Below are 20,036 nucleotides of genomic sequence, written 5' to 3' on the forward strand. Positions count from 1 at the left end.
GCTGCCAAGAAACCCTGAGGAAAGACCCGATGAAGCGCATCCTGATGTCGGTGGCCGTCGCCGCCGGCCTGCTGACCGCCGCGACCTCTGCCTTCGCCGCTCCGCTGAAGCTGGGCGTGTCGGCCGGCCCCTATGGCGAGATCCTGGAATTCACCGCCAAGCTGGCCGCCAAGGAGGGCATCGAGGCGCAGGTGATCGAGTTCACGGATTGGAACATGCCGAACGCGGCGCTCCAGGCCGGCGACATCGACGCCAACAATTTCCAGCACCAGCCCTTCCTGGACAATCAGGTGAAGCAGCGCGGCTACGACATCGTCTCCGTCGCCAAGAGCGTCGTGGTGCCGATGGGCGTCTACAGTGCCAAGGTGAAGGCGCTGGCCGACCTGAAGCCCGGCGCTTCGGTGTCGATCCCCAACGACCCCACCAATGGCGCCCGCGCCCTGTTCCTGCTGGCCAAGGCCGGCGTGATCGGGCTGAAGGACGGGGCGGGGCTGAACACCACCATCGCCGACGTGGTGAACCCGAAGGGCATCAAGCTGGTGGAACTGGACGCCGCCCAGCTTCCCCGCTCGCTCGACGACGTGGATGCGTCGGTCATCACCCTCAACTATGCCGTGCTGGCCGGGCTGGAGCCGAAGAAGGCGCTGGTGCTGGAGGATGACCAGTCCAAATGGAACCTGGTCTGGGCGGTCCGCAAGGATCGCATGGAAGACCCGACGATCAAGCGCTTCATTGCGCTGTATCGTTCGCCCGAAGTGCGGCAGTTTATCGAAACGCGCTTCAACGGTTCCATCATTCCGACTTGGTGAGGGGGCTGGGGGGACGCTGGACGTCCCCTTTTGCCGAATAAAAGATGATAACGCTAACAAACATTCGCAAGACTTACGCCGCCCGCGGCGGCGGGTCACCGGTCCACGCGCTGGCCGACATCGACCTCTCCATCGAACGCGGCGAGGTCTTCGGGATCATCGGCCGGTCGGGTGCCGGCAAGTCCACCCTGCTGCGCACGGTCAACCTGCTGGAAAGCCCGACGGCGGGCAGCGTCACGGTGGATGGGGTGGAGATGACCACCCTGTCGGCGGCGGAACTGCGGCAGGCCCGCCATTCCATCGGCATGATCTTCCAGCACTTCAATCTGCTGTCCTCGCGCACCGTCTTCGACAATGTGGCGCTGCCGCTGGAACTGGCGGGCATGGCCAAGGCGGAGATCGGCCGGACGGTGGAGCCGCTGCTCGACCTCGTCGGGCTGGCCGACAAGCGCAACCGTTATCCGGCAGAGCTGTCGGGCGGGCAGAAGCAGCGCGTCGGCATCGCCCGCGCCCTTGCCAGCAAGCCGAAGGTGCTGCTGTCGGACGAGGCGACCTCGGCGCTCGACCCGGAGACGACGACGCAGATCCTGCATCTGCTGGGCGACATCAACCGGCGGCTCGGCCTGACCATCGTGCTGATCACCCACGAGATCGCCGTCATCAAGGAGATCTGCCACAAGGTGGCGGTGATGGAAGGCGGCCGGGTGATCGAGCAGGGGCCGGTCTTCGACATCTTCGCCCATCCCAGGCACCCCACCACCCGCAGCTTCGTCGATCCCGTCATCAACCGCGGGATTCCCGACAGCCTGCGCGACCGGCTGTCGCCCCAGCCCGGCTTGGGGAGCAACCCGGTGCTGCGCATCACCTTCACCGGCGAGAAGGCGACCACCCCGGTCATCAGCGCCATCAGCCGCCACCTGAACCTGGACCTGAACATCTGGCACGGCCAGATCGACGAGATCCAGGGCGCCCCCTTCGGCACGCTGGTGGTGGAGGCGCTGGGCGACACGGCCAAGGTCGATGCCGCCATCGCACTGGTGAAAGAGAACAATCTGGGCGTCGAGGTGTTGGGCCATGCTCTCCCCGCAAATCATTGACCTGCTGATCAAGGGGCTGATCGACACGCTGCACATGGTGGCGGTGTCGGGCGCCATCGGGACGCTGATCGGGCTGCCCATCGGCGTGATGCTGGCCGTCACCGGCCGGGGCGAGCTGCTGCAGAACTTCGCCTTCAACAAGGTGATGGGGGCGGTGGTGAACATGACCCGCTCCACCCCCTTCATCATCCTGGTGGTGGCGATCATCCCCTTCACCCGGCTGATCGCCGGCACCTCCATCGGCACCAACGCCGCCATCGTGCCGCTGACCGTCGCCGCCGCCCCCTTCATCGCCCGCGTGGTGGAGAATGCGGTGCGCGAGGTCGACCGCGGTCTGGTCGAGGCGGCGCAGGCGATGGGCGCCACGCCCTTCCAGATCATCCGCAAGGTCCTGCTGCCGGAAGCCCTGCCGGGCATCGTCGCCGGCCTGACCCTGTCGGCGGTCAGCCTGATCGGCTATTCCGCCATGGTCGGCGCGGTCGGCGGCGGCGGCCTGGGCGACCTCGGCATCCGCTATGGCTACCAGCGCTTCCTGCCGGAGGTGATGCTGGCGGTGGTGATCGTGCTGATCGTGCTGGTGCAGATCGTCCAGTCGACGGGCGACCTGATCGCCCGCCGCGTCAACAAGCGTAATCTGAAATCCTGATTCAAAATACCCGAGGAGTGTTCGAGATGCTGCGCTTCCGTTCGCTGGCTTCCCTGCTGGCCGGCGCCGCCACCATGGCCATCGCCTTCGGTGCTTCTGCCGAGACCATCAAGGTCGGCGTCACCGCCGGCCCGCATGCCCAGATCCTGGAAGCGGTGAAGCCCATCGCCGCCAAGGACGGGCTGGACATCCAGATCCTGGAATTCACCGACTACGTCATCCCGAACCAGGCGCTGGCCGGTGGCGACCTGGACGCCAACAGCTTCCAGCACCAGCCCTATCTGGACAACCAGGTGAAGGACCGCGGCTTCGATCTGGTCAGCGTCGGCAAGACGGTGGTCTATCCGATCGGCATCTATTCCAAGAAGGTGAAGAGCCTGGAGGAACTGCCGGCCGGGTCCAAGTTCGCCATCCCCAACGACCCGACCAACGGCGGTCGCGTCCTGCTGCTTCTGCAGGCCAAGGGCCTGATCAAGCTGAAGGACGGCGGCAACCTGAAGGCCTCGCCGATCGACATCGTCGAGAACCCGAAGAAGCTGGAGATCGTCGAACTGGACGCCGCCCAGCTGCCGCGCTCGCTGGACGACGTGACCGCCGCCGCCATCAACACCAACTTCGCGCTGGAAGCCGGCATCGACCCGGTCAAGGATGCCATCGCCCGCGAAGCGGCCGACAGCCCCTATGCCAACGTCATCGTCGTGCGCAAGGCCGACAAGGACAAGCCCTGGGTCGCCAAGCTGGTGAAGTCCTACAACAGCCCCGAGGTGAAGGAATTCATCCTCACCAAGTTCAAGAACGCCGTGGTTCCCGCGTTCTGAGATTGCTGAGAGCACGCCCGGCGGCGCCCAGCGCGTCGCCGAGCGTCTCGCCCGGTTTCGGGCAGACCAGCCGCATCGACGGATACCAGGGCCGGCACGCGGTGCCGAGCGCCGTCCAGTCCCCCGCCGGCCCGACCCGCCAGACCGGCACCCCGAGCGCGCCGGCCATCTCCGCCACCGACGTTCCGGCGGAGATCACCAGGTCCAGCGCCGCCGTCAGGGCCGCCGCGCCGTCGAGGTCGTTCTTCAAGTCGAGCGGCGGGCGGTGGATGGTGATGTCGAAGCGCGCTTCCGCCTCGGCGAGTTCGGCCTCGCAGTCGTCGTATTGAAGAGTGATCAGGCGCAGGCCGGGCAGGGTGAGGATCGGCGCCCAGTCGGTCAGCGGCACGTAGTTGGCGTCGCGCAAGGCGTTGCGCAGGCCGCTACGCCAGCAGAGGCCTATGGTGAGGGCGTCGCTTTCTGCGGCGTTAGACCCCCACCTAACCTCCCCCGCTGGGCGGGGGAGGGACTGCCGCCGCTCTCCCGAACAAGCACTTGATCCCCCTCCCCCGCCCAGCGGGGGAGGGTTGGGGTGGGGGCAAGTGTTTCCGGAAAATTCACCCAACCACCCCCGCCACCGCTCCATCGCCGCCTCGTCCGCGCGCAGCCATCCCCCGCGTTCCGGAAAGCCGCCCAACCCCCAGCCCAGCCGCAGCGGCAGCGACCCCGCCGGGACGTGGCAGTCGGCATCCACCGGATCCGCCGTCGCCGCCCGCACCAGCGCCTGCGGGAAGGAGCGCGCGAAGAGCGCGACCAGCCGCGGCTCGCACTCCACGATCACCCGGCCGCCCGCCTGTTCCGCGCGCCCGATCAGGTCGGCATAGCAGGCACTGTACATCAGTTCGTCGCCCACCCCCTGTTCGCGCCAGACCAGCACGGTCTTCCTCGTCAGGTCGCCGCCGTCCCAGGCCGGGATGCGGAGGCGGCGGTCCGGCAGAGCCCGTCCGGCGGCGAAGCGGGCTTCCAGCCCGGTCCATCCGGTGGCGAGTTCGCCGCGCGCCAGCGCCGCATAGCCGCGGTTGAAGGCGGCGAGCGTCAGGCTCGGGTCGTCCTCCACCGCCTGCCGATAGGCCGCATCGGCCTGCTCCGGCCGCCCAGCGGCGTGCAGGGCGTTGCCCAGATTGTAGCGCCATTCCGCCCGCGTGGGCTCCAGCGCCAGCGCCCGGCTCCAGCCCTTCAGCGCGGCATCCAACCGGCCTTGGCGCTGCCGCAGGTCGGCCAGACCGGCCCAGCCGGCGCCGATGCCGGGAGCCAGCAGGATCACCCGCCACCATGCCAGTCCCGCCGCGGCGCCGTCGCCCGCCCGCTCCAGCGCCAGGGCGAGGTTGCCGATCGTACCGAGGTCGCCCGGACGGCCCTGGAGCGCCAGACGCAGATTTCCCACCGCCTCCGCCGGGCGGTCGAGCGCCAGCGCCGCCAGCCCGAGATTGCCGACCGCAGACGGATCGCCGGGCCGCAGGCGCAAGGCCCGCTCCGCCGCGCGTTCCGCCTCGGCGGCACGCGCCGCGTCGCGGAGCGCCTCGGCCGACAGGGCGGTCCAGGCCTCCGCCAAAGCGGGATCAAGGACGAGCGCCCGCCGGAAGAACGGCACGCCGTCGCGGCCCATCGCCTGCCGGGCGAGTCCAGCATTGGCCCACAGCCCGGCATGGAAGGGGGCGAGGCGCAGCGCCGCCTCGGTCGCCTCCGCCGCTTCCTGTCCCGCCCCGCGGGTCACGCGGAGGGCGCCGAGATTGCCGAGCGCCTCCACATCCTCGGGGTCGAGGGACGCGGCGGCCTGCCAGTCGGCCTCAGCCTCGCCCATCGCGCCCATCTCCTGGTGGGCCAGTGCGCGGCGCTTGTGGCGGCCGGCACTCGGCTCCGCAGTGATGGCGCGGGTCAGCAGGGTGACGGCGATGTCGGGACGGCCGGCCTGATGGCCGAGCAGGCCGTAGCCCTCCAGCGCCGCGGGCACCTCACCGCCCTGGTCGAGGATGCGCTGATAGGCTTTCTCCGCCTCCGGCCAGCGGCCGGACTCGTGCAGGTCCCGCGCCTCCGCCAGCCAGTCGGCGATGGGCAAGGCGGGAACCAGCCGGCGCAGCTCCGCCGCCATGCGCAGCAGCACGTCCGCCAGCCCTTCGCCGGGCCGCGCGCTCCACAGCCGCATCGACGGGAACCAGGGCCGCACCGCGCTGCCCAGCGCCGTCCAGTCGCCGGCAGGGCCGAAGCGCCAGACCGGCACGCCGAGCGCGCCGGCCATCTCGCCGACCGAACTCGCCACCGTCACCACGAGGTCGAGCCCGGCGATCAGCGCCGCCACCCCTTCCAGGTCGTTCTTCAGATCGGTGTTCGGCCAGCGGTGGATGCGCCCGCCGAGTTGTGCTTCGGTCGCGGCGATCTCCGCCTCGCGTCCGTCATATTGAAGGGTGATTGGGATCAGGCCGGGCAGGGTCAGCAGCGGCGCCCAGTCGGCGAGCGTCGTGTAGGCGGCCTTGCGCTCCCCCAGAATGTTCTGGCTGCCCCAGCAGATGCCGACGCGCAGGCCCGGCCCCAGCGCCGCCAGCCGGTCGCGCCAGTCCGCCAGCCGGGCCGGATCGGGCGCCAGCCAGGACCGCCGGTCGGGAAAGGCGGACAGCGTCGGCCGCAGCAGCCGGGGCAACGATCCCATCGCCAGATGGGCGTCGGCGTCCTTGGGGTCGGTCGTCTCCGCCCGCACCGTGACGCCGGGCAGGGCGCGGCCGACCAGCCCGGTCAGCCGGGCATCGACCTCCACCACCAGATTTCCCGGCCCGATCCTGGCGGCGAGGTCGGGCAGGGCGGTGCCGAACATCAGCTCGTCGCCCAACCCCTGTTCGCGCCAGACCAGCAGGCGCCCGCCCGCAACACCGCCCGCGGCACCGTCCCGGGGCGGCAGCGTGAAGCTGCGTCCGGCCGAGACGCGGCGGGAGGCGAAGCGCGCCTCATACTCGTCCCATCCCTCCGCCAATCGTCCGTGGCCGAGCAGGCGCAGGGCGAGGTTCCAGCGTGCCAGCGCGAAGCCGGGAGACAGCGCGAGCGCCTGCCGGTACAGCGCCTCCGCCTCCCCGCCGCGGCCTTGTGCCTCGCGCAGCAGGGCGAGATTCACCATGGTTTCGGCATCGCCGGGGGCAAGGCGCAGCGCCTCCCGATGCGCGGTCTCCGCCTCCCCGATGCGACCCCTCTCCTTCAGCACGACGCCGAGATTGGTCAGGGCGGTGGCATGGCCGGGGTCGAGCCGCAGGGCGTGGCGCAGTGCCGTCTCCGCCTCGCCATACTCGTCCCGCGCCCGCAGCAGCGTGCCGAGATTGGCCCAGGCCTCGGCATAACCGGCGTCGAGGTCGAGCGCGCGGCGGTAATGGACGGCGGCATCATCCAGCCGGTCCTGCTCCTGCAACGCGCTGCCCAAGCTGTTGTGCGCCTGCGGATAGGCCTCGCGCAGGGCGAGAGCCCGGCGGTATTCCGCCTCCGCTTCACCCAGCCGGCCGAGCGCGTGGAGGGCGAGGCCGAGGTTGGCGTGCTGCTCCGCCATCCGGGGGCGCCGCGCGATGGCTTGGCCGATCAGCCGGACCGCCTCGGCATCTTCCCTGCGCTGGTGGTGCAGCACGCCCAGCAGGTGCAGCGCATCGGGGTTGCCGCGGTCGGTCGCCAGCATCGCGCGGTAGGCCCGTTCCGCCCCATCCAGGTCGCCGGCGCGGTGATGGCCCAGCGCTTGGCCCAACAGGGCGGCCAGTTCGGCGGCGGATGATGATGACGGCATGGAACGGGGGCCGGATCGAAGGAAGCGGTCCGTCTCGATAGCATGAGTCGGCCGGCCGCCGCGCCCGCAAAATCCCCACGCCTATTCCCGGCTGCGATCAAGGGGACTGGCGTGACGACATTCATTCTGTATACTTGCGCACAATTCGGCTCTGCCGGTCGAGCTCTATCCAAAAGGCCTATATCTTGGGTAAGACTGTAATCATTGTCGACGATAGCAAGCTTTCGCGCATGCATGTGCGGGCGATGGTCTTGCGCAACAAGCCGGACTGGTCGGTCGTCGAGGCGGCGAACGGCGATGAACTCTTCAAGACGCTTCAGGACACGCCTGTGGATGTTGCGATCATCGATTACAACATGCCCGGCGACAATGGCGTGGAGAGCGCGGCCAAGCTGCGCCAGAGCCATCCGAACGTCCATGTCGCCATCATCACCGCCAACGCGCAGGACGCGGTGGTGTCCGGCATCCGGGCGGTCGGCGCCGCCTTCATGCCCAAGCCGCTGGAGGAGGAGCAGGTCGCCCGCTTCCTGAACTCCACCGCCCTGCCGCCCCGCCGCCCCTCCCAGGCCGCACCGGAGTGACCGCCGCCCCCATGCTGAGCGAGCTGGAGCGCGATGCCCTGGCCGAACTGGGCAACATCGGGATCGGCAAGGCATCGACCGCGCTCGGCCGCATGCTGGGCGGTCTGGTGACGCTGTCGGTGCCGTCGGTCGAGATGGTGCCGCCGGACGAGGTGGCCGGGCTGCTGGACCGGGCGCTGACGCCGCCGCTGGTGGGCGTTTCGGAAAGGCTGGACGGCCTGTTCGCCGGCTGCGCCCTGCTGGTCTTCCCCCAGGCCGGCAGCCTGCCGCTGGTGCGCGCGGCCCTGCCCCCGGGCGTTCCGCCGGACGACGTTCCCGAACTTGAGGACGAAGTCCTGGCGGAACTGGGCAACGTCGTTCTGAACAGCGCGCTGGCGCTGGTCGCCAACCTGCTGGGCGAGCCGGTGGACACCGGCCTGCCCGTGGTGATCCGCGGCAGCGGGGCGGAAATCCTGCGCAGCTGCGCCGTGGTGGCGCCGGCCATCGTGGCGGAGGCCGGTGCGGCCCAGTCCGGTTTGGGGGCTGCTGCGGTGCTCTTCCACATCGATCTGCACACCAGCCTTCCGGACGGCGATGGGGACGGGGCCTCAGTCGGGGTCGGGGTCGGGGCCTCGGTCGGGGTCGGGGGGCGGGTGGTCCTGCTGCTCGATTCTGGCTCGGCGGGCACGCTGCAGGCCACGCTCGGCCGCTATATCGGGCGGATGGTGACGTAAGAGCATCAAGAAGAACCGGCGCAGAAGAATCGGCCAACAAGAACCGGCCAAGAAGAACCGACTGGAAAGGCGGGGAAGGACGATGGCACTCATCAAGAAGACCAGGATCGACACGGCACGCACGGCCCGGAACAAGGACGGCGGTGCCGATGCCGGTCCGGATGGGGGCGCAGTCGAAGCCGCCGAAGCGGCCGCCGTCCCGACCATGAAAGCCGCTTCGCCGGAAGGTGCCGGTCCGAACGCTCCGCAGCGCCGCCGGGCGCGTGCCGACTCGCGCCGCCGGCAGGCCGCCAGCGGCATCGCCGCCGCCTCGACCGAACTGGCGAGCGGCGTCACCCAGGCGGCCTCCGCCGCCGAGGAACTGCGCCGGGCGATGGAGCAGATCGCCGCCGGGGCCGAGGAGTCGGCCGGCGCCACCCAGCAGTCGCAGCGCATGATCGGCCGCGCGTCGGAACTGCTGGCCCGCTCGCGCGCCACCGCCGAGCAGGCGGTGCTGCGGGTCGAGGCGCTGCAGGGCACGCTGAAGGACGTCAGCGGCCAGATCCTGTCCTCCATCGACGGCATCGTCCGCGCCGCCGAACGGCAGGAGGCCTCGGTCCGGCTGGTGCGCGACCTGGAGGCCCAGGCGCGCGAGATCGGCGCCATCGTGCAGAGCGTGGCCGCCATCGCCGACCAGACCAACCTGCTGGCCCTGAACGCCGCCATCGAGGCCGCGCGGGCGGGGGAGGCCGGCAAGGGCTTCGCCGTCGTCGCCGACGAGGTCCAGGCGCTGGCCGAACGGTCCGAACGCAGCGCCAACGACATCCAGGGGATGGTCGGCGAAATCCAGGAGGCGGTGGCCGCCATCGCCGCCGGCATCGTCGCCTCGTCCGATGCCGCCAAGGCCGAGGTGGAGCGCGGGCGCACCATCGTTAAGCAGCTGGAAGGCGTGCGGTCGGACATGACCGCGCTGGTGCAGGGCGCGCAGGAGACGATCCGCGCCGCCGTGGAGGCCGATCAGGCCGCGCGCGAAGCCCTGCGCGGGGCGGAAACCATCGCCGCCAGCGCCGAGGAGCAGTCCGCCGCCGCCGAGGAGGCCCTGAAGACCGCGGGCGAGCAGGCCGTCGCCCTGAACCAGAGCCAGCGCGCCGCAGGCCAGCTGTCGGAACTGGCCGAGGATCTGGAGGGCACCGCCGACCTTGCCGCCACCGCCGACGAGCTGGCCTCGGCCGCGGAGGAGCTGTCGGCCGCCATCGAGGAGATCAACCGCGCCGCCGCCCAGATCATGACGGCGATCGGTCAGATTTCCGGCGGCGCCCAGTCGCAGAGCGCCGCCACCCACCAGCTCGCCTCCGCCATCGCGGAGATCGACGCGGCGGCGACGCTCGCCGCCAACCGGGCGCAGGATTCGGTCGAGCGCTGCACGTCGATGGAAGCCCTGCTGGGCGAGACCCGCGACACCATCGGCCGGCTGGCCGACGGCATGCTGGAGGCGGTGGACTCGTCCCGCCGGGCCGGCGAGCGGCTGGACGCGCTGGAGCGGATCGGCCGGCGCATCGACAAGGTGGTCGACGCCATCGCCACCGTCGCCATCCAGACCGGCATGCTGGCGGTCAGCGGCTCCATCGAGGCGGCGCGGGCGGGCGAGTTCGGCCGCGGTTTCACCGTGGTCAGCGGCGACATCCGCAAGCTGGCCGGCGACAGCGCGGAGAGCGCCGAGCGGGTCAAGGACATCGTCCGCAACATCCAGGATCAGATGCTGCGGGTGCGCCGCGACATCGACGACGTCTCGGCAACCGCGCTGGCGGAAACCGCGCGCCACCGCGCCTTCGGCGTCACCCTGACCGCCGGCGCGCAGGAGCTGCGGGTGGTCACCGCCGGCAGCCGCGAGATCCTGGACGCCGCCGCGGAGACCACCGTCGCCCTGCGGGAGACCCGCACCGGGGTGGAGCAGGTGGCCACCGCCGCCGCCGCCGCCAACCTTTCCGCGACCGAGGCGGCCAAGGCCGCCCGCGAGCAGGCCAAGGGGGCCGAGGAGCTGGCGTCGGCGATCGAGGAGATCGCGGCGATGGCCGACAGCCTGCTCGGCGCGGTTTGACCGCCGTGGCGACGGAAGCCGCAGCCGGCGGGGCATCCGGCGGGGCGTCCGACGATGGCGGGGCGGGCAGCCTCGCCTTCGTCACCATGACGGTCGGCGACTTGCGCCTCGCCCTGCCGATGTCGTCCGTGCAAGCGGTTATCCGTCCGCCGGAGCTGGTGCGCATCCCGCTGGGCCCGCCGGGGCTGGAGGGGCTGGCGCATTGGCATGGCGACGCGGTGCCGGTGCTGGACCTCGCGATAGCGCTTGGACGGGATGGCGGGACGCCCGACACGCGCGAGACCCGCGTGGTTCTGGTCGGGCATCGCGGCCAGCCGGTCGGCCTGCGGGTGGACGCCATGGCCGGCATCCTGCGCAGCGAGCCCGACCGCATCGACCCGGTGACCGCCGAGGATGGCGGGCTCGACCCCGCCATGTTGGACGGCCTGCTGCGCGACGGCCCGGCCACCATCCTGAAGCCGGCCGTCCTGATCGACCGGCAGTTCGGCGATTCGGGCGAGAGCGACCGAACGGCGAGCGCGGGCGGGCTGGTCGGCAGCCTCGGGCAGGCCGCAGGCCCGGGCAATGACCGGAGCGCCGGCGGCAAGGCCGCGGGCGGAATCGACCGGCTGGCGCTGCTGGTCTTCGAGGTCGCCGGGCAGGAATTCGCCCTGCCGGTGGAGCGCGTGCGCGAAGTGCTGCCAGCCCCGCGCGAGATCGCCCGCATGGCGCGGTCCAGGGCGCATCTGCTGGGGGTGATGTCGGTGCGCGACCGGCTGCTGCCGCTGGTGGGCCTGCGCGCGCTGTTCGGGCTGGACGGCGTTCGGGAACAGGAGGCCGGGGAACAGGCGGCCGGGGGACAAGCGCTCGGACGACGGGTGGTCGTGGTGCGGCCCGGCCAGGGGCAGGCCCCGGTCGGCGTCCTGGTGGACGAGGTGCGGGAGATCCTGCGGCTCGACCCCGCGCAGATCGACCCGGTTCCGCCCTTTCTCGCCCGCGAACCGGAGTTCGAGGATTTGGACGGCATCGCGCGGGCGGATGGCGGGCGGCGGCTGGTCTCCGTGCTGTCGGCCGGGCGGCTGTTCCGGCATGGCGCGGCGATCGGCGCGGATGGGGAGAGGGAGGGCATGGAACCGGCAAGGCCCGCGGATGCGGGCAGCACGGGCGGCACAGGCGGCGTGACGGAGCGTTTCGTCGTCTTCAGCCTCGCCGGGGCGGAATACGGCCTGCCCGTCGCCGCCGTGCGCGAGGTGCTGCGCCGGCCCGACAGCATCACGCCCCTGCCCAACGCCCCCGATTTCGTCAGCGGCGTGCTGACGCTGCGCGGCGAGGTGCTGCCGCTGATCGACCAGCGCCGGTTGCTGCATCTGCCGGCCGTGAGCGGTGAAGCTGCCACCGGAATCGCGCGTGGCCGGGTGGTGGTGGTTGGCCGTGATGGGGCCGATGCCGCGCGGGTCGGGCTGCTGGTCGACGGGCTGTCCGGGCTGGTGACGATCCCGGCGGAGCGGATCGGTCCGGCTCCGGCGGTGTCGGCGGCGCAACGCCGGCTGATCCGCCGGGTCGCGACCCTGGTGCCCCGCGAACCGGAATTGGCGGGGCAGGGTGCCGGCGGCGCCGCGCGCCTGATCCTGCTGATGGATGCGGAAAGCCTGCTCGACATGGACCGGTTGGCCGGCCTGCTCGTTACCCAGCAGTGACGGTTCGATGGGGGACGGCGTGCTGACGGTGCTGGTGGTGGACGATTCCGCGTTGATGCGCCGGCGCATCGCGGAGCTGCTGAGCGAGGCCGGCTTCCGGGTGGAGACCGCCGCGACGGGGGAGGAAGCCCTGGCGCGCCTGCCGGTCGTCGATCCGGACGTGGTGACGCTCGACGTGACCATGCCCGGCATGGACGGGCTGGCCTGCCTCGCCCGCATCATGGTGGAACACCCGAAGCCGGTGGTCATGGTCTCCGCCCTCACCGGTGCCGGCGCGGAGGAAACGCTGGAGGCGTTGCGGCTGGGGGCGGTGGAGGCGGTGCAGAAGCCGGCCGCCGGTGCCATCGGCCGCATCGGCGAGGAACTGGTGGAGACGGTGCGCGCCGCCGCATCGTCGCGCCCGCGCCGGGTGCATGGCCTGCGCGAGCGGCTGCGGCTGGCCCGCGCCCGCATCGCCGGGGAGGATTTCGTCGCGCCCCCATCACTTCCCGCTCCGCTGCCGGCTCCGCCCGCGGGAAAGACCACTGCGGGCGCGGAGGGAGACGGGGTGGTGCTGGTGGGCGTGTCCACCGGTGGACCCAGCACGCTGGAGGACATCCTGCCCCTGCTGCCGGCCGATTTCCCCTGGCCGGTGGTGGTGGCCCAGCATATGCCGGTCGCCTTCACCGCGACGCTGGCGCGTCGGCTGGACGAGCTGTGCGCCTTGCGCGTGCTGGAGGTGGAGCGGGCGACGGTGCTGGAGCCGGGCATGGTCTGCATCGCTCGCGGCGGCGCCGATGTGGAGCTGGCGCGGCGGGGCGGGCGGCTGCAGGCGGTTTGCGTGCCCGCGGCGGCCGACCGGCCCTGGCATCCCAATGCCGACAGGCTGGTGACCAGCGCCATGCGGCTGCTGCCGCCGGACCGGCTGGTCGGGGTGCTGCTGACCGGCATGGGCAACGACGGCGCCGCCTCGATGGCGGAGCTGCACGCCCGGGGCGGACGGACCATCGCGGAGTCGGAGGACAGCGCCGTCGTCTTCGGCATGCCGCAGGATTTGATCCGGCGGGGCGGTGCCGGCATCGTGCTGCCGTCGGACCGCATCGCCGGCCAGCTGATCCGCTGGCTGGCGCCCGCCCAGCGGCGGGCCGGCGGGCATTAGGGAGGACGCCATGGGACTGGTGAAGAAGAAGGCCGGCGCGACGCCATCCGGTCCTGCGGCGTCCGACGCGCAAGCCGATCGGATGGCCGATCCGCTGGCGGCGCTGGAGGATGCCGACGCATCGGTCCGCCGCGACGCTGCCCACGGACTCGGCCATACGGCCACTCCGGGGGCCGTCGCGGCGCTCGCCCGCCGGCTGGAGGCGGAGGGCGATGCCGGCGTGCGGGAGGCGATCCTCACGTCGCTCGCCCGCATCGCGACGGACGAGGCGGCGGCGGCGCTGCTCCCCTTCCTCGACCGCGAGGACGCGGCCCTGCGCAACGGCGTGCTGGAAAGCCTGCAGCAGATGCCGGCGGATGTCGCCGCTCCGGCCCTGCTGCCGCTGCTCGGCCATGCCGACCCGGACCTGCGCATCTTCGCGGTGCAGGGGCTGGGCGGCCTTGCCCATCCCGGCCGGGCGGACTGGCTGGCGGCGGTGATGGAGCGGGACGCCGACGTCAATGTCGGCCTTGCCGCGGTGGAGGCGCTGGCCGAGGCCGGCAGTCCGGAGGCGCTGTCCAGTCTGGAAACCCTGGCCCGGCGCTTCCCCGACGATCCCTTCGTCGCCTTCGCCGTCGACGCCACCCGCTCCAGCTTCCGGGGTGGGTGAGCGCGTGAGGGAGAGCGAACCGGACGGCCTGTCGCCGGAGGATTATGCGACCCTGTGCGATTTCCTGCGGGATCGCACCGGCCTGTCCTTCACCGAGGCCAAGCGCTATTTCGTCGACCGCCGCGTCGCCGCCCGCATGCAGGCGGTCGGCGCGACGGGCCTGCGCGCCTACCTGAACCTGCTGCGCTTCCAGGCGTCAGGAGAGGAGCTGCAGCGGCTCGTCAACCTGATGACGGTCAACGAGACCTATTTCTTCCGCGAGAAGTACCAGTTCGACTGCCTGGTGAACTCCGTCTTGGACGAGCTGGTGCGGGACAAGCCGAAGGGATCGCGGCTGCGCATCTGGTCGGCCGGCTGCGCCACGGGGGAGGAGCCCTATTCCATCGCCATCATGCTGCTGGAGAGCTGGGGCCGCGTGGACGATTACGAGATCGAGCTGCTGGCGTCGGACATCGACAGCGCGGTGCTGGAACGGGCGCGCGAAGGCATCTATGACGAGCGCGCCCTGCAGGGGCTGCCGGCCCATCTGCGCGCCAAGTATTTCCAGCCCATGCGCGGGACGGCCGAGGCCGGGGGGCCGCGCTGGCGGATCATCGAGGACTTGCGGGAGTCCGTCGACTTCTCGCTGGTCAACATCGCCGACCCGCAGCAGGTGCGTGGATTCCGCGGGATCGACGTGATCTTCTGCCGCAACCTGCTGATCTATTTCGACGACCTTGGCCGACGGGAGGCGGCGAGCATGTTCCACGATGCCCTGGCGCCGGGCGGCTTCATCTGCCTCGGCCATTCGGAAAGCATGAGCCGCATGTCCTCGCTGTTCGTCCCGCGCCGCTTCCCCGATGCGATCCTCTACCAGAAGCCAGTGGGCGGAGGTGCGCCATGACGGCCGGGCCGCGCATCCTGGTGGTGGACGACGCCGTGACCGTCCGCGCCTTCAGCCGCCGCGTGCTGGAGGCCGGCGGCTTCGTGGTGGACGAGGCGGTGAACGGCATCGAGGGGTTGGAACGGGCGATGGCCGTGCCGCCCGATCTGGTGATCGTCGACGTCAACATGCGCAAGATGGACGGCTACACCATGCTGCGCGTCCTGCGCCGCGACCCGGCGCTGCGCGACGTGCCCGCCATTATGATCAGCACCGAATCCAAGGACAGCGACCGCGAACAGGCGCTGCTGGCCGGGGCCAACTGGTACATCGTGAAGCCGCCGCGGCCGGAGGTTTTGGTGGAGGCGGCACGCCTGCTGACGGGCCGTCCCACGGGACCGGAGGGGGCGCCATGAGCGAGCTGTTCGACCAGTTCATCGTCGAGGCGCAGGACCTGCTGGAGACCGCGGGCGGCGCGCTGCTGGCGCTGGAGCGCGACCCGGCCGACCGCGCGTCGGTGGACGAGCTGTTCCGCGCCTTCCACACGCTGAAGGGGGCGAGCGCCCTGTTCGAGATGGCGCCCTTCACCCGGCTGGTCCATGCCGGGGAGGACACGCTGTCGCTTCTGCGCGACGGCCGGCGCGCCATGACGCCGGACTTGGCCGACCCGCTGTTCCGCGTGCTCGACCAGTGCGCCCGCTGGGTGGCGGCGCTGGAGACTGCCGGCGCGCTGCCCGACGACGCACCGTCCGCAGCCGAAGCGCTGGTCCGCGGGCTTGCGGGGGAGGGGGCAGCGGAGAATACGGCCGCCGTCGGTGGGGAGACCGGGACATTCCCCTGGCTGATGGAACTGACCGGAGAAGAGAGGGCGGCGGCGGGCGAGGGGCGGCTGACCGCCATCGACTACCGGCCCGATCCGGAGTGCTTCTTCATCGGCGACGACCCGCTGGCGCTGTTCCGCCGGGTGCCCGACCTGCGGCTGCTGCGCATCGAGCCGGCCGAACCGCTGCCGGCACCGGCGGAGATGGACCCTTACCGTTGCGTCCTGCGCTTCCACGCGCTGAGCGGTGCCGAGCCGGAGGCGGTGCGGTCGGCCTTCCGCAGCGTGCCGGATCAGGTGCACATCGCCGCCGTCACGCTGAAGCCGGCCGAAAAGCCGGCCGTGACTCCCATTGCCGTGGCCCCACCGGAGTCGCTGGCAGCGCGCATGCTGGAGGAGCAGGGGCGGATTCTGGAGTTGCCCGGCAGCGTCGTGGAGCGCGACTCCCGGCGCGCCGCGGTGGCGCGGGCGGTCGCCGCGATCCTGGCATCGCTCGGGCGTCCGGCTGACCGGCGCATGATCGAGGCGGCCTGTGCCGATGCCGGCACGCTGCACCGCTTCCTCGCCGAAGGGCCGGCCCGTCCGGCCGCAGCCGAAGCGCCGCCGGCAACCATACCCGCCGCCCGCCGCGCCCTGCGGGTCGAACCGGAACGGATGGACGCGCTGATGGCCCTGGTCGGCGAGCTGTCGGTGGTGAAGGGGCAACTCGGGCCGCTGCTGCGCCGTGCCGAGGATGGTGAGTTGGCGACGGAGTTGCGGCGCGACCTGAAGGGCTTTTCCGCCCGGCTGGACACGCTGGTCGGCGATTTGCGCCATGCGGCGCTGCGCCTGCGGCTGCTGCCGCTGGCCCGCGTCTTCGATCCGCTGCCGCGGCTGGTGCGGGACACCGCCCGCCGGCTGGACAAGACGGTGGAGCTGGTGCTGGAAGGGGCCGAGACGGAGGCCGACAAGGACATCCTCGACGTGCTGGGCGAGCCGCTGCTGCATCTGGTGCGCAACGCCCTGGACCACGGTATCGAGCCGCCGGACCGCCGCACGGCCGCCGGCAAGCCGCCCGGCGGCACCCTGCGGGTCCGCGCGCTGCAGGACAAGGGTGGGGTGGTGGTGGAGGTGTCGGACGACGGCGCCGGCATCGATCCTGCGGCGATGCGCCGTGCCGCCGTCGCCAAGGGGCTGCTGGTGCCCGACGCTGCCGCGGCGCTGTCGGACGCCGACGCGGTGCGGCTGGTCTTCGCCCCCGGCTTCAGCACCGCGGGCGCCGTGTCCGACCTGTCGGGCCGCGGGGTCGGCATGGATGCGGTGCGGGCGGCGGTCGAACGGGCCGGTGGCCGGGTGGAGATCGCGTCCACCCCCGGTGCCGGAACGCGGGTGCGGCTGTCCCTGCCGCTGACGCTCAGCATCACCCGCGTGGTGGTGGTGGAGGCGGCGGGCGCCCTCTACGGCATTCCCGTGGCACTGGTCGGCGGTATCCAGCGGGTGCCGCGCACCGCCATCCGCGCGGTCAAGCGGGCGGAGAGCGTGGTGCTGCGCGACCGGGTGGTGCCGCTGGTCCGGCTGCGCCGCCTGCTGGGCCAGTCGGAGGACGACCGTGTCCGCGAGGCGGATTGCGTGGTTCTGGCCGAACTGGGCGACGGCCCGGTCGCGGTGGCGGTCGACGATGTCGGCGAGCGTGCCGACGTGGTGCTGCGCCCGATGACCGGCGTGCTGCGCAGCCTGCGCGGCTATGCCGGCACCGCCGTGCTGGGCGACGGCCGCCTGATCCTGGTGCTCGATTTGCGGGAGCTGCTGTGATGCCGGTCCGGTTCGACTCCGACCTCGCTTGGTTCGAGGCCGCCTGCACGGCGGAAGAGGCGCTGCCGCTCGCCGAATGGCTGGAAACGGCGGCAGCGCCGCGGGTGGATTTGTCCGCCTGTACCGAGCTGCACACCGCCCTGCTGCAATTGCTGCTGGCGGCAAGGCCAGCGCTGGCGGCAGCGCCGGAGGATGCCTTCCTGGCCCGCTGGGTCGGGCCGCTCCTGGCGAAGGCCGGGTGAAGCCGACCTTCGCCCGCCGGCTTACCGCTCCACCGCCACTGGGACGTTCAGGGCGTTGCGCTTCGACACCGCCTCGTAGACCGGCGGGAAGGCAGGGCGGTTGACGTAGCGGCCGGCACCGCGCACCGCACGGCTTTCGCCCAGCGCGTGGACGATGCGGCCCTGGCTCAGCGTGTAGGCCGGGGTGCCGGTGACGGTCATGCCTTCGAAGATGTTCAGGCCGACCTTCTGCATCTGGGTCTTGGCCGAGATGGTCTTGGTCGCCTTCGGGTCCCACACCACCAGATCGGCGTCGGCCCCGACGCTGACCGAGCCCTTGCGCGGGTAGAGATTGAAGATCTTGGCGGCATTGGCGGAGGTGACGGCGACGAACTCGTTCATCGTCAGCCGCCCGCTGTTGACGCCGTGCGTCCACAGCGCAGTCATGCGGTCCTCGATGCCCGCCGTGCCGTTCGGGATCCTGGTGAAGTCGTTGCGGCCCATCGCCTTCTGCTCCGCGCAGAAGCAGCAATGGTCGGTGGCGGTGGTGTGCAGATGCCCCGCCTGCAGGCCGCGCCACAGCGCGTCCTGATGCTCCCTGGGGCGGAAGGGCGGGCTCATGACATGGCCGGCGGCGAAGTCCCAATCGGGGTTGCGGTAGACGCTGTCGTCGATCAGCAGATGGCCGGCCAGCACCTCGCCGAACACGCGCTGGCCGCCGGTCTGGCCGCGCTCGATCGCCTCCAGCGCCTCCTTGGCGGAGACATGGACGATGTAGACCGGCACGCCGAAGACCTTCGCCACCTGGATGGCGCGGTTGGCGGCCTCGCCCTCCACCTCCGGCGGGCGGGACAGCGGGTGCGCCTCCGGACCGGTCAGCCCCTGGGCCAGCAGTTTCTTCTGCAGCTGGAAGACCAACTCGCCGTTCTCGGCATGGACGGTGGGGATGGCGCCCAGTTCCAGGCAGCGCTGGAAGCTGTTCACCAGCGTCTCGTCGTCGGCCATGATGGCGTTCTTGTAGGCCATGAAGTGCTTGAAGCTGTTCACCCCATGGTCGGCGACCAGCGTGCCCATGTCCTGCCGCACGCTCTCGTCCCACCACGTCACCGCGACGTGGAAGCTGTAGTCGCCGGCCGCCTTCTCCGCCCAGCCGCGCCAGGTGTGATAGGCCTCCATCAGGCTCTGCTTCGGGTTGGGGATGACGAAGTCGATGATCATCGTCGTGCCCCCGGCAAAACCGGCGGCGGTGCCGCTGAAGAAATCCTCGGTCGTCACCGTGCCCATGAAGGGGAGTTCCATGTGGGTGTGCGGGTCGATGCCGCCGGGCATGACGTAGCAGCCGCCGGCATCGACCACCTCCGCCCCCGCCGGCACGTCGAGAGTGTCGCCCACAGCGGTGATGATGCCGTCCTGGCAGAGGACGTCGGCACGGCGGGTGTGCTCGGCGGTGACGACGGTGCCGCCGCGGATCAGGATGGTGGACATGCTCGGGCGCTCCCTCAGAGGATTGGTTGGGCGGAGTCGATGGGCGTTTCGGTTGTCTGTGGTTCGGATATCTGCGGTTCCGGCAGGCCGGCAGCGCGCAGGACCAGCCGAAGCACCTCCGCCGTCATGGCGGCGAAGTCCTGGCGGGTCAGGCTGCGGCGGCCCAGCACCTTGCGGATCTGGACGTCGAAGTCGGCGTAATGCTGGGTCACCGCCCAGATCATGAACAGGAATTGGCGGGCGTCCACCGGGGCCATGCGGCCGGCGGCGACCCAGCCGTCGATCACCGCCGCCTTGGCGTCGACCAGCGCTTTCAGGTCCTCCGCCAGGAAGCGTTCGACCTGGGTCCCGCCATGCAGGATCTCGTTGGCGAAGACCTTGGAGGCATGGGGACGGGTGCGCGACGCCTCCATCTTGGCGGTGACGTAGGCGGTCAGCGTCGCCGCCGGATCGGCATCGGGGGTGAAGGAGGCGATCGGCGCCAGCCACATCCGCAGGATGTTGTCGAGCACGGCGCGGTAGAGGTCCTCCTTGGTGCCGAAATAATAATGCAGGTTGGCCTTGGGCAGGCCGGCCCGCTCGGCGATGTCGGCCATGGTGGCGCCGGCGCAGCCGGCCTCGGCGAAGACGCGCTCGGCCGCCTTCAGGATGCGCTCGACGTTCTCACGCCGGATGCGGCCCTGGGGCGACGTGGTGTCGGTGGTGTCGGCAGCCGTTCGCGCCATCGCTTTCGCCATTGCTGTTGCTAAGTGCCCTCTCCCGCCCCGGGAGAGGGAGGGGACCCACGAAGTGGGGAGGGTGAGGGGTTAGGCACAAAGCCATGCGGTTCGGGATTCTTGCAATCCCCCTCACCCTTCCCACCG

17 protein-coding genes are annotated in these 20,036 nt (G+C 71.2%); 14 read left to right on the forward strand and 3 right to left on the reverse strand.

Annotation, left to right across the window (positions count from 1 at the left end):
* Positions 1-29: 29 nt before the first annotated feature.
* Genes ACWPKK_RS25635 through ACWPKK_RS25650 form a run of 4 tightly spaced genes read left to right on the forward strand, consistent with a single transcriptional unit; the run spans position 30 to position 3,370 of the window.
* Complete coding sequence (locus ACWPKK_RS25635; RefSeq protein ID WP_310115250.1) at positions 30-809, forward strand: MetQ/NlpA family ABC transporter substrate-binding protein; 780 nt, start codon at positions 30-32, stop codon at positions 807-809.
* A gap of 44 nt (positions 810-853) precedes the next feature.
* Entirely contained in the window at positions 854-1,906 is a 1,053-nt protein-coding gene (locus tag ACWPKK_RS25640) for a methionine ABC transporter ATP-binding protein (protein ID WP_452010045.1), read from the forward strand.
* Complete coding sequence (locus ACWPKK_RS25645) at positions 1,884-2,552, forward strand: methionine ABC transporter permease (RefSeq protein ID WP_108548565.1); 669 nt, start codon at positions 1,884-1,886, stop codon at positions 2,550-2,552. Before ACWPKK_RS25640 ends, ACWPKK_RS25645 begins: the two co-directional genes overlap by 23 nt.
* A gap of 26 nt (positions 2,553-2,578) precedes the next feature.
* Positions 2,579-3,370 carry a MetQ/NlpA family ABC transporter substrate-binding protein gene (locus ACWPKK_RS25650; RefSeq protein WP_452010048.1) on the forward strand — a complete coding sequence of 264 codons (792 nt, stop codon included), beginning with the start codon at positions 2,579-2,581 and terminating at the stop codon, positions 3,368-3,370.
* Here the strand turns inward: ACWPKK_RS25650 and ACWPKK_RS25655 are convergent.
* On the reverse strand, positions 3,342-7,160 hold the full coding sequence (locus ACWPKK_RS25655) for a tetratricopeptide repeat protein (RefSeq protein ID WP_452010051.1): 3,819 nt from the start codon (positions 7,158-7,160) through the stop codon (positions 3,342-3,344). The two genes, ACWPKK_RS25650 and ACWPKK_RS25655, sit on opposite strands and share 29 nt — an antisense overlap.
* A gap of 185 nt (positions 7,161-7,345) precedes the next feature.
* Between ACWPKK_RS25655 and ACWPKK_RS25660 the strand changes: the two genes are divergently transcribed.
* The 10 genes from ACWPKK_RS25660 to ACWPKK_RS25705 all read left to right on the forward strand — a co-directional run bounded on the left by ACWPKK_RS25660 (position 7,346) and on the right by ACWPKK_RS25705 (position 17,709).
* Positions 7,346-7,741, forward strand: a complete 396-nt coding sequence (locus ACWPKK_RS25660) for a response regulator transcription factor (protein WP_452010053.1) — start codon at positions 7,346-7,348, stop codon at positions 7,739-7,741.
* Positions 7,738-8,454, forward strand: a complete 717-nt coding sequence (locus ACWPKK_RS25665) for a chemotaxis protein CheC (protein WP_452010056.1) — start codon at positions 7,738-7,740, stop codon at positions 8,452-8,454. Before ACWPKK_RS25660 ends, ACWPKK_RS25665 begins: the two co-directional genes overlap by 4 nt.
* Before the next feature lie 82 nt (positions 8,455-8,536).
* Positions 8,537-10,531, forward strand: a complete 1,995-nt coding sequence (locus tag ACWPKK_RS25670) for a methyl-accepting chemotaxis protein (RefSeq protein ID WP_452010058.1) — start codon at positions 8,537-8,539, stop codon at positions 10,529-10,531.
* A gap of 5 nt (positions 10,532-10,536) precedes the next feature.
* The gene (locus tag ACWPKK_RS25675; protein ID WP_452010060.1) at positions 10,537-12,207 is read left to right on the forward strand and encodes a chemotaxis protein CheW; all 1,671 of its coding nucleotides are present in this window, start codon (positions 10,537-10,539) and stop codon (positions 12,205-12,207) included.
* 19 nt (positions 12,208-12,226) lie between these two features.
* Positions 12,227-13,345: a chemotaxis-specific protein-glutamate methyltransferase CheB gene (gene cheB, locus ACWPKK_RS25680; RefSeq protein WP_452010765.1), complete on the forward strand. Its 1,119-nt coding sequence runs from the start codon at positions 12,227-12,229 to the stop codon at positions 13,343-13,345.
* A 10-nt stretch (positions 13,346-13,355) separates the two neighbouring features.
* The gene (locus ACWPKK_RS25685; protein ID WP_452010062.1) at positions 13,356-13,994 is read left to right on the forward strand and encodes a HEAT repeat domain-containing protein; all 639 of its coding nucleotides are present in this window, start codon (positions 13,356-13,358) and stop codon (positions 13,992-13,994) included.
* A 4-nt stretch (positions 13,995-13,998) separates the two neighbouring features.
* The gene (locus ACWPKK_RS25690) at positions 13,999-14,877 is read left to right on the forward strand and encodes a CheR family methyltransferase (RefSeq protein ID WP_452010065.1); all 879 of its coding nucleotides are present in this window, start codon (positions 13,999-14,001) and stop codon (positions 14,875-14,877) included.
* Complete coding sequence (locus ACWPKK_RS25695) at positions 14,874-15,272, forward strand: response regulator (protein WP_452010068.1); 399 nt, start codon at positions 14,874-14,876, stop codon at positions 15,270-15,272. The genes ACWPKK_RS25690 and ACWPKK_RS25695 overlap by 4 nt, the downstream gene beginning before the upstream one ends.
* Entirely contained in the window at positions 15,269-17,467 is a 2,199-nt protein-coding gene (locus tag ACWPKK_RS25700; protein ID WP_452010070.1) for a chemotaxis protein CheA, read from the forward strand. The genes ACWPKK_RS25695 and ACWPKK_RS25700 overlap by 4 nt, the downstream gene beginning before the upstream one ends.
* Positions 17,467-17,709: a hypothetical protein gene (locus ACWPKK_RS25705; RefSeq protein WP_452010073.1), complete on the forward strand. Its 243-nt coding sequence runs from the start codon at positions 17,467-17,469 to the stop codon at positions 17,707-17,709. Before ACWPKK_RS25700 ends, ACWPKK_RS25705 begins: the two co-directional genes overlap by 1 nt.
* A 21-nt stretch (positions 17,710-17,730) precedes the next feature.
* Here the strand turns inward: ACWPKK_RS25705 and hydA are convergent, their stop codons facing one another.
* The gene (gene hydA, locus ACWPKK_RS25710) at positions 17,731-19,173 is read right to left on the reverse strand and encodes a dihydropyrimidinase (protein WP_452010075.1); all 1,443 of its coding nucleotides are present in this window, start codon (positions 19,171-19,173) and stop codon (positions 17,731-17,733) included.
* A 14-nt stretch (positions 19,174-19,187) separates the two neighbouring features.
* Positions 19,188-19,898, reverse strand: coding sequence for a TetR family transcriptional regulator C-terminal domain-containing protein (locus ACWPKK_RS25715; RefSeq protein ID WP_452010078.1), 711 nt, complete (start codon positions 19,896-19,898; stop codon positions 19,188-19,190).
* Positions 19,899-20,036 lie beyond the last annotated feature (138 nt).

The organism is Azospirillum largimobile (genome assembly GCF_977007025.2).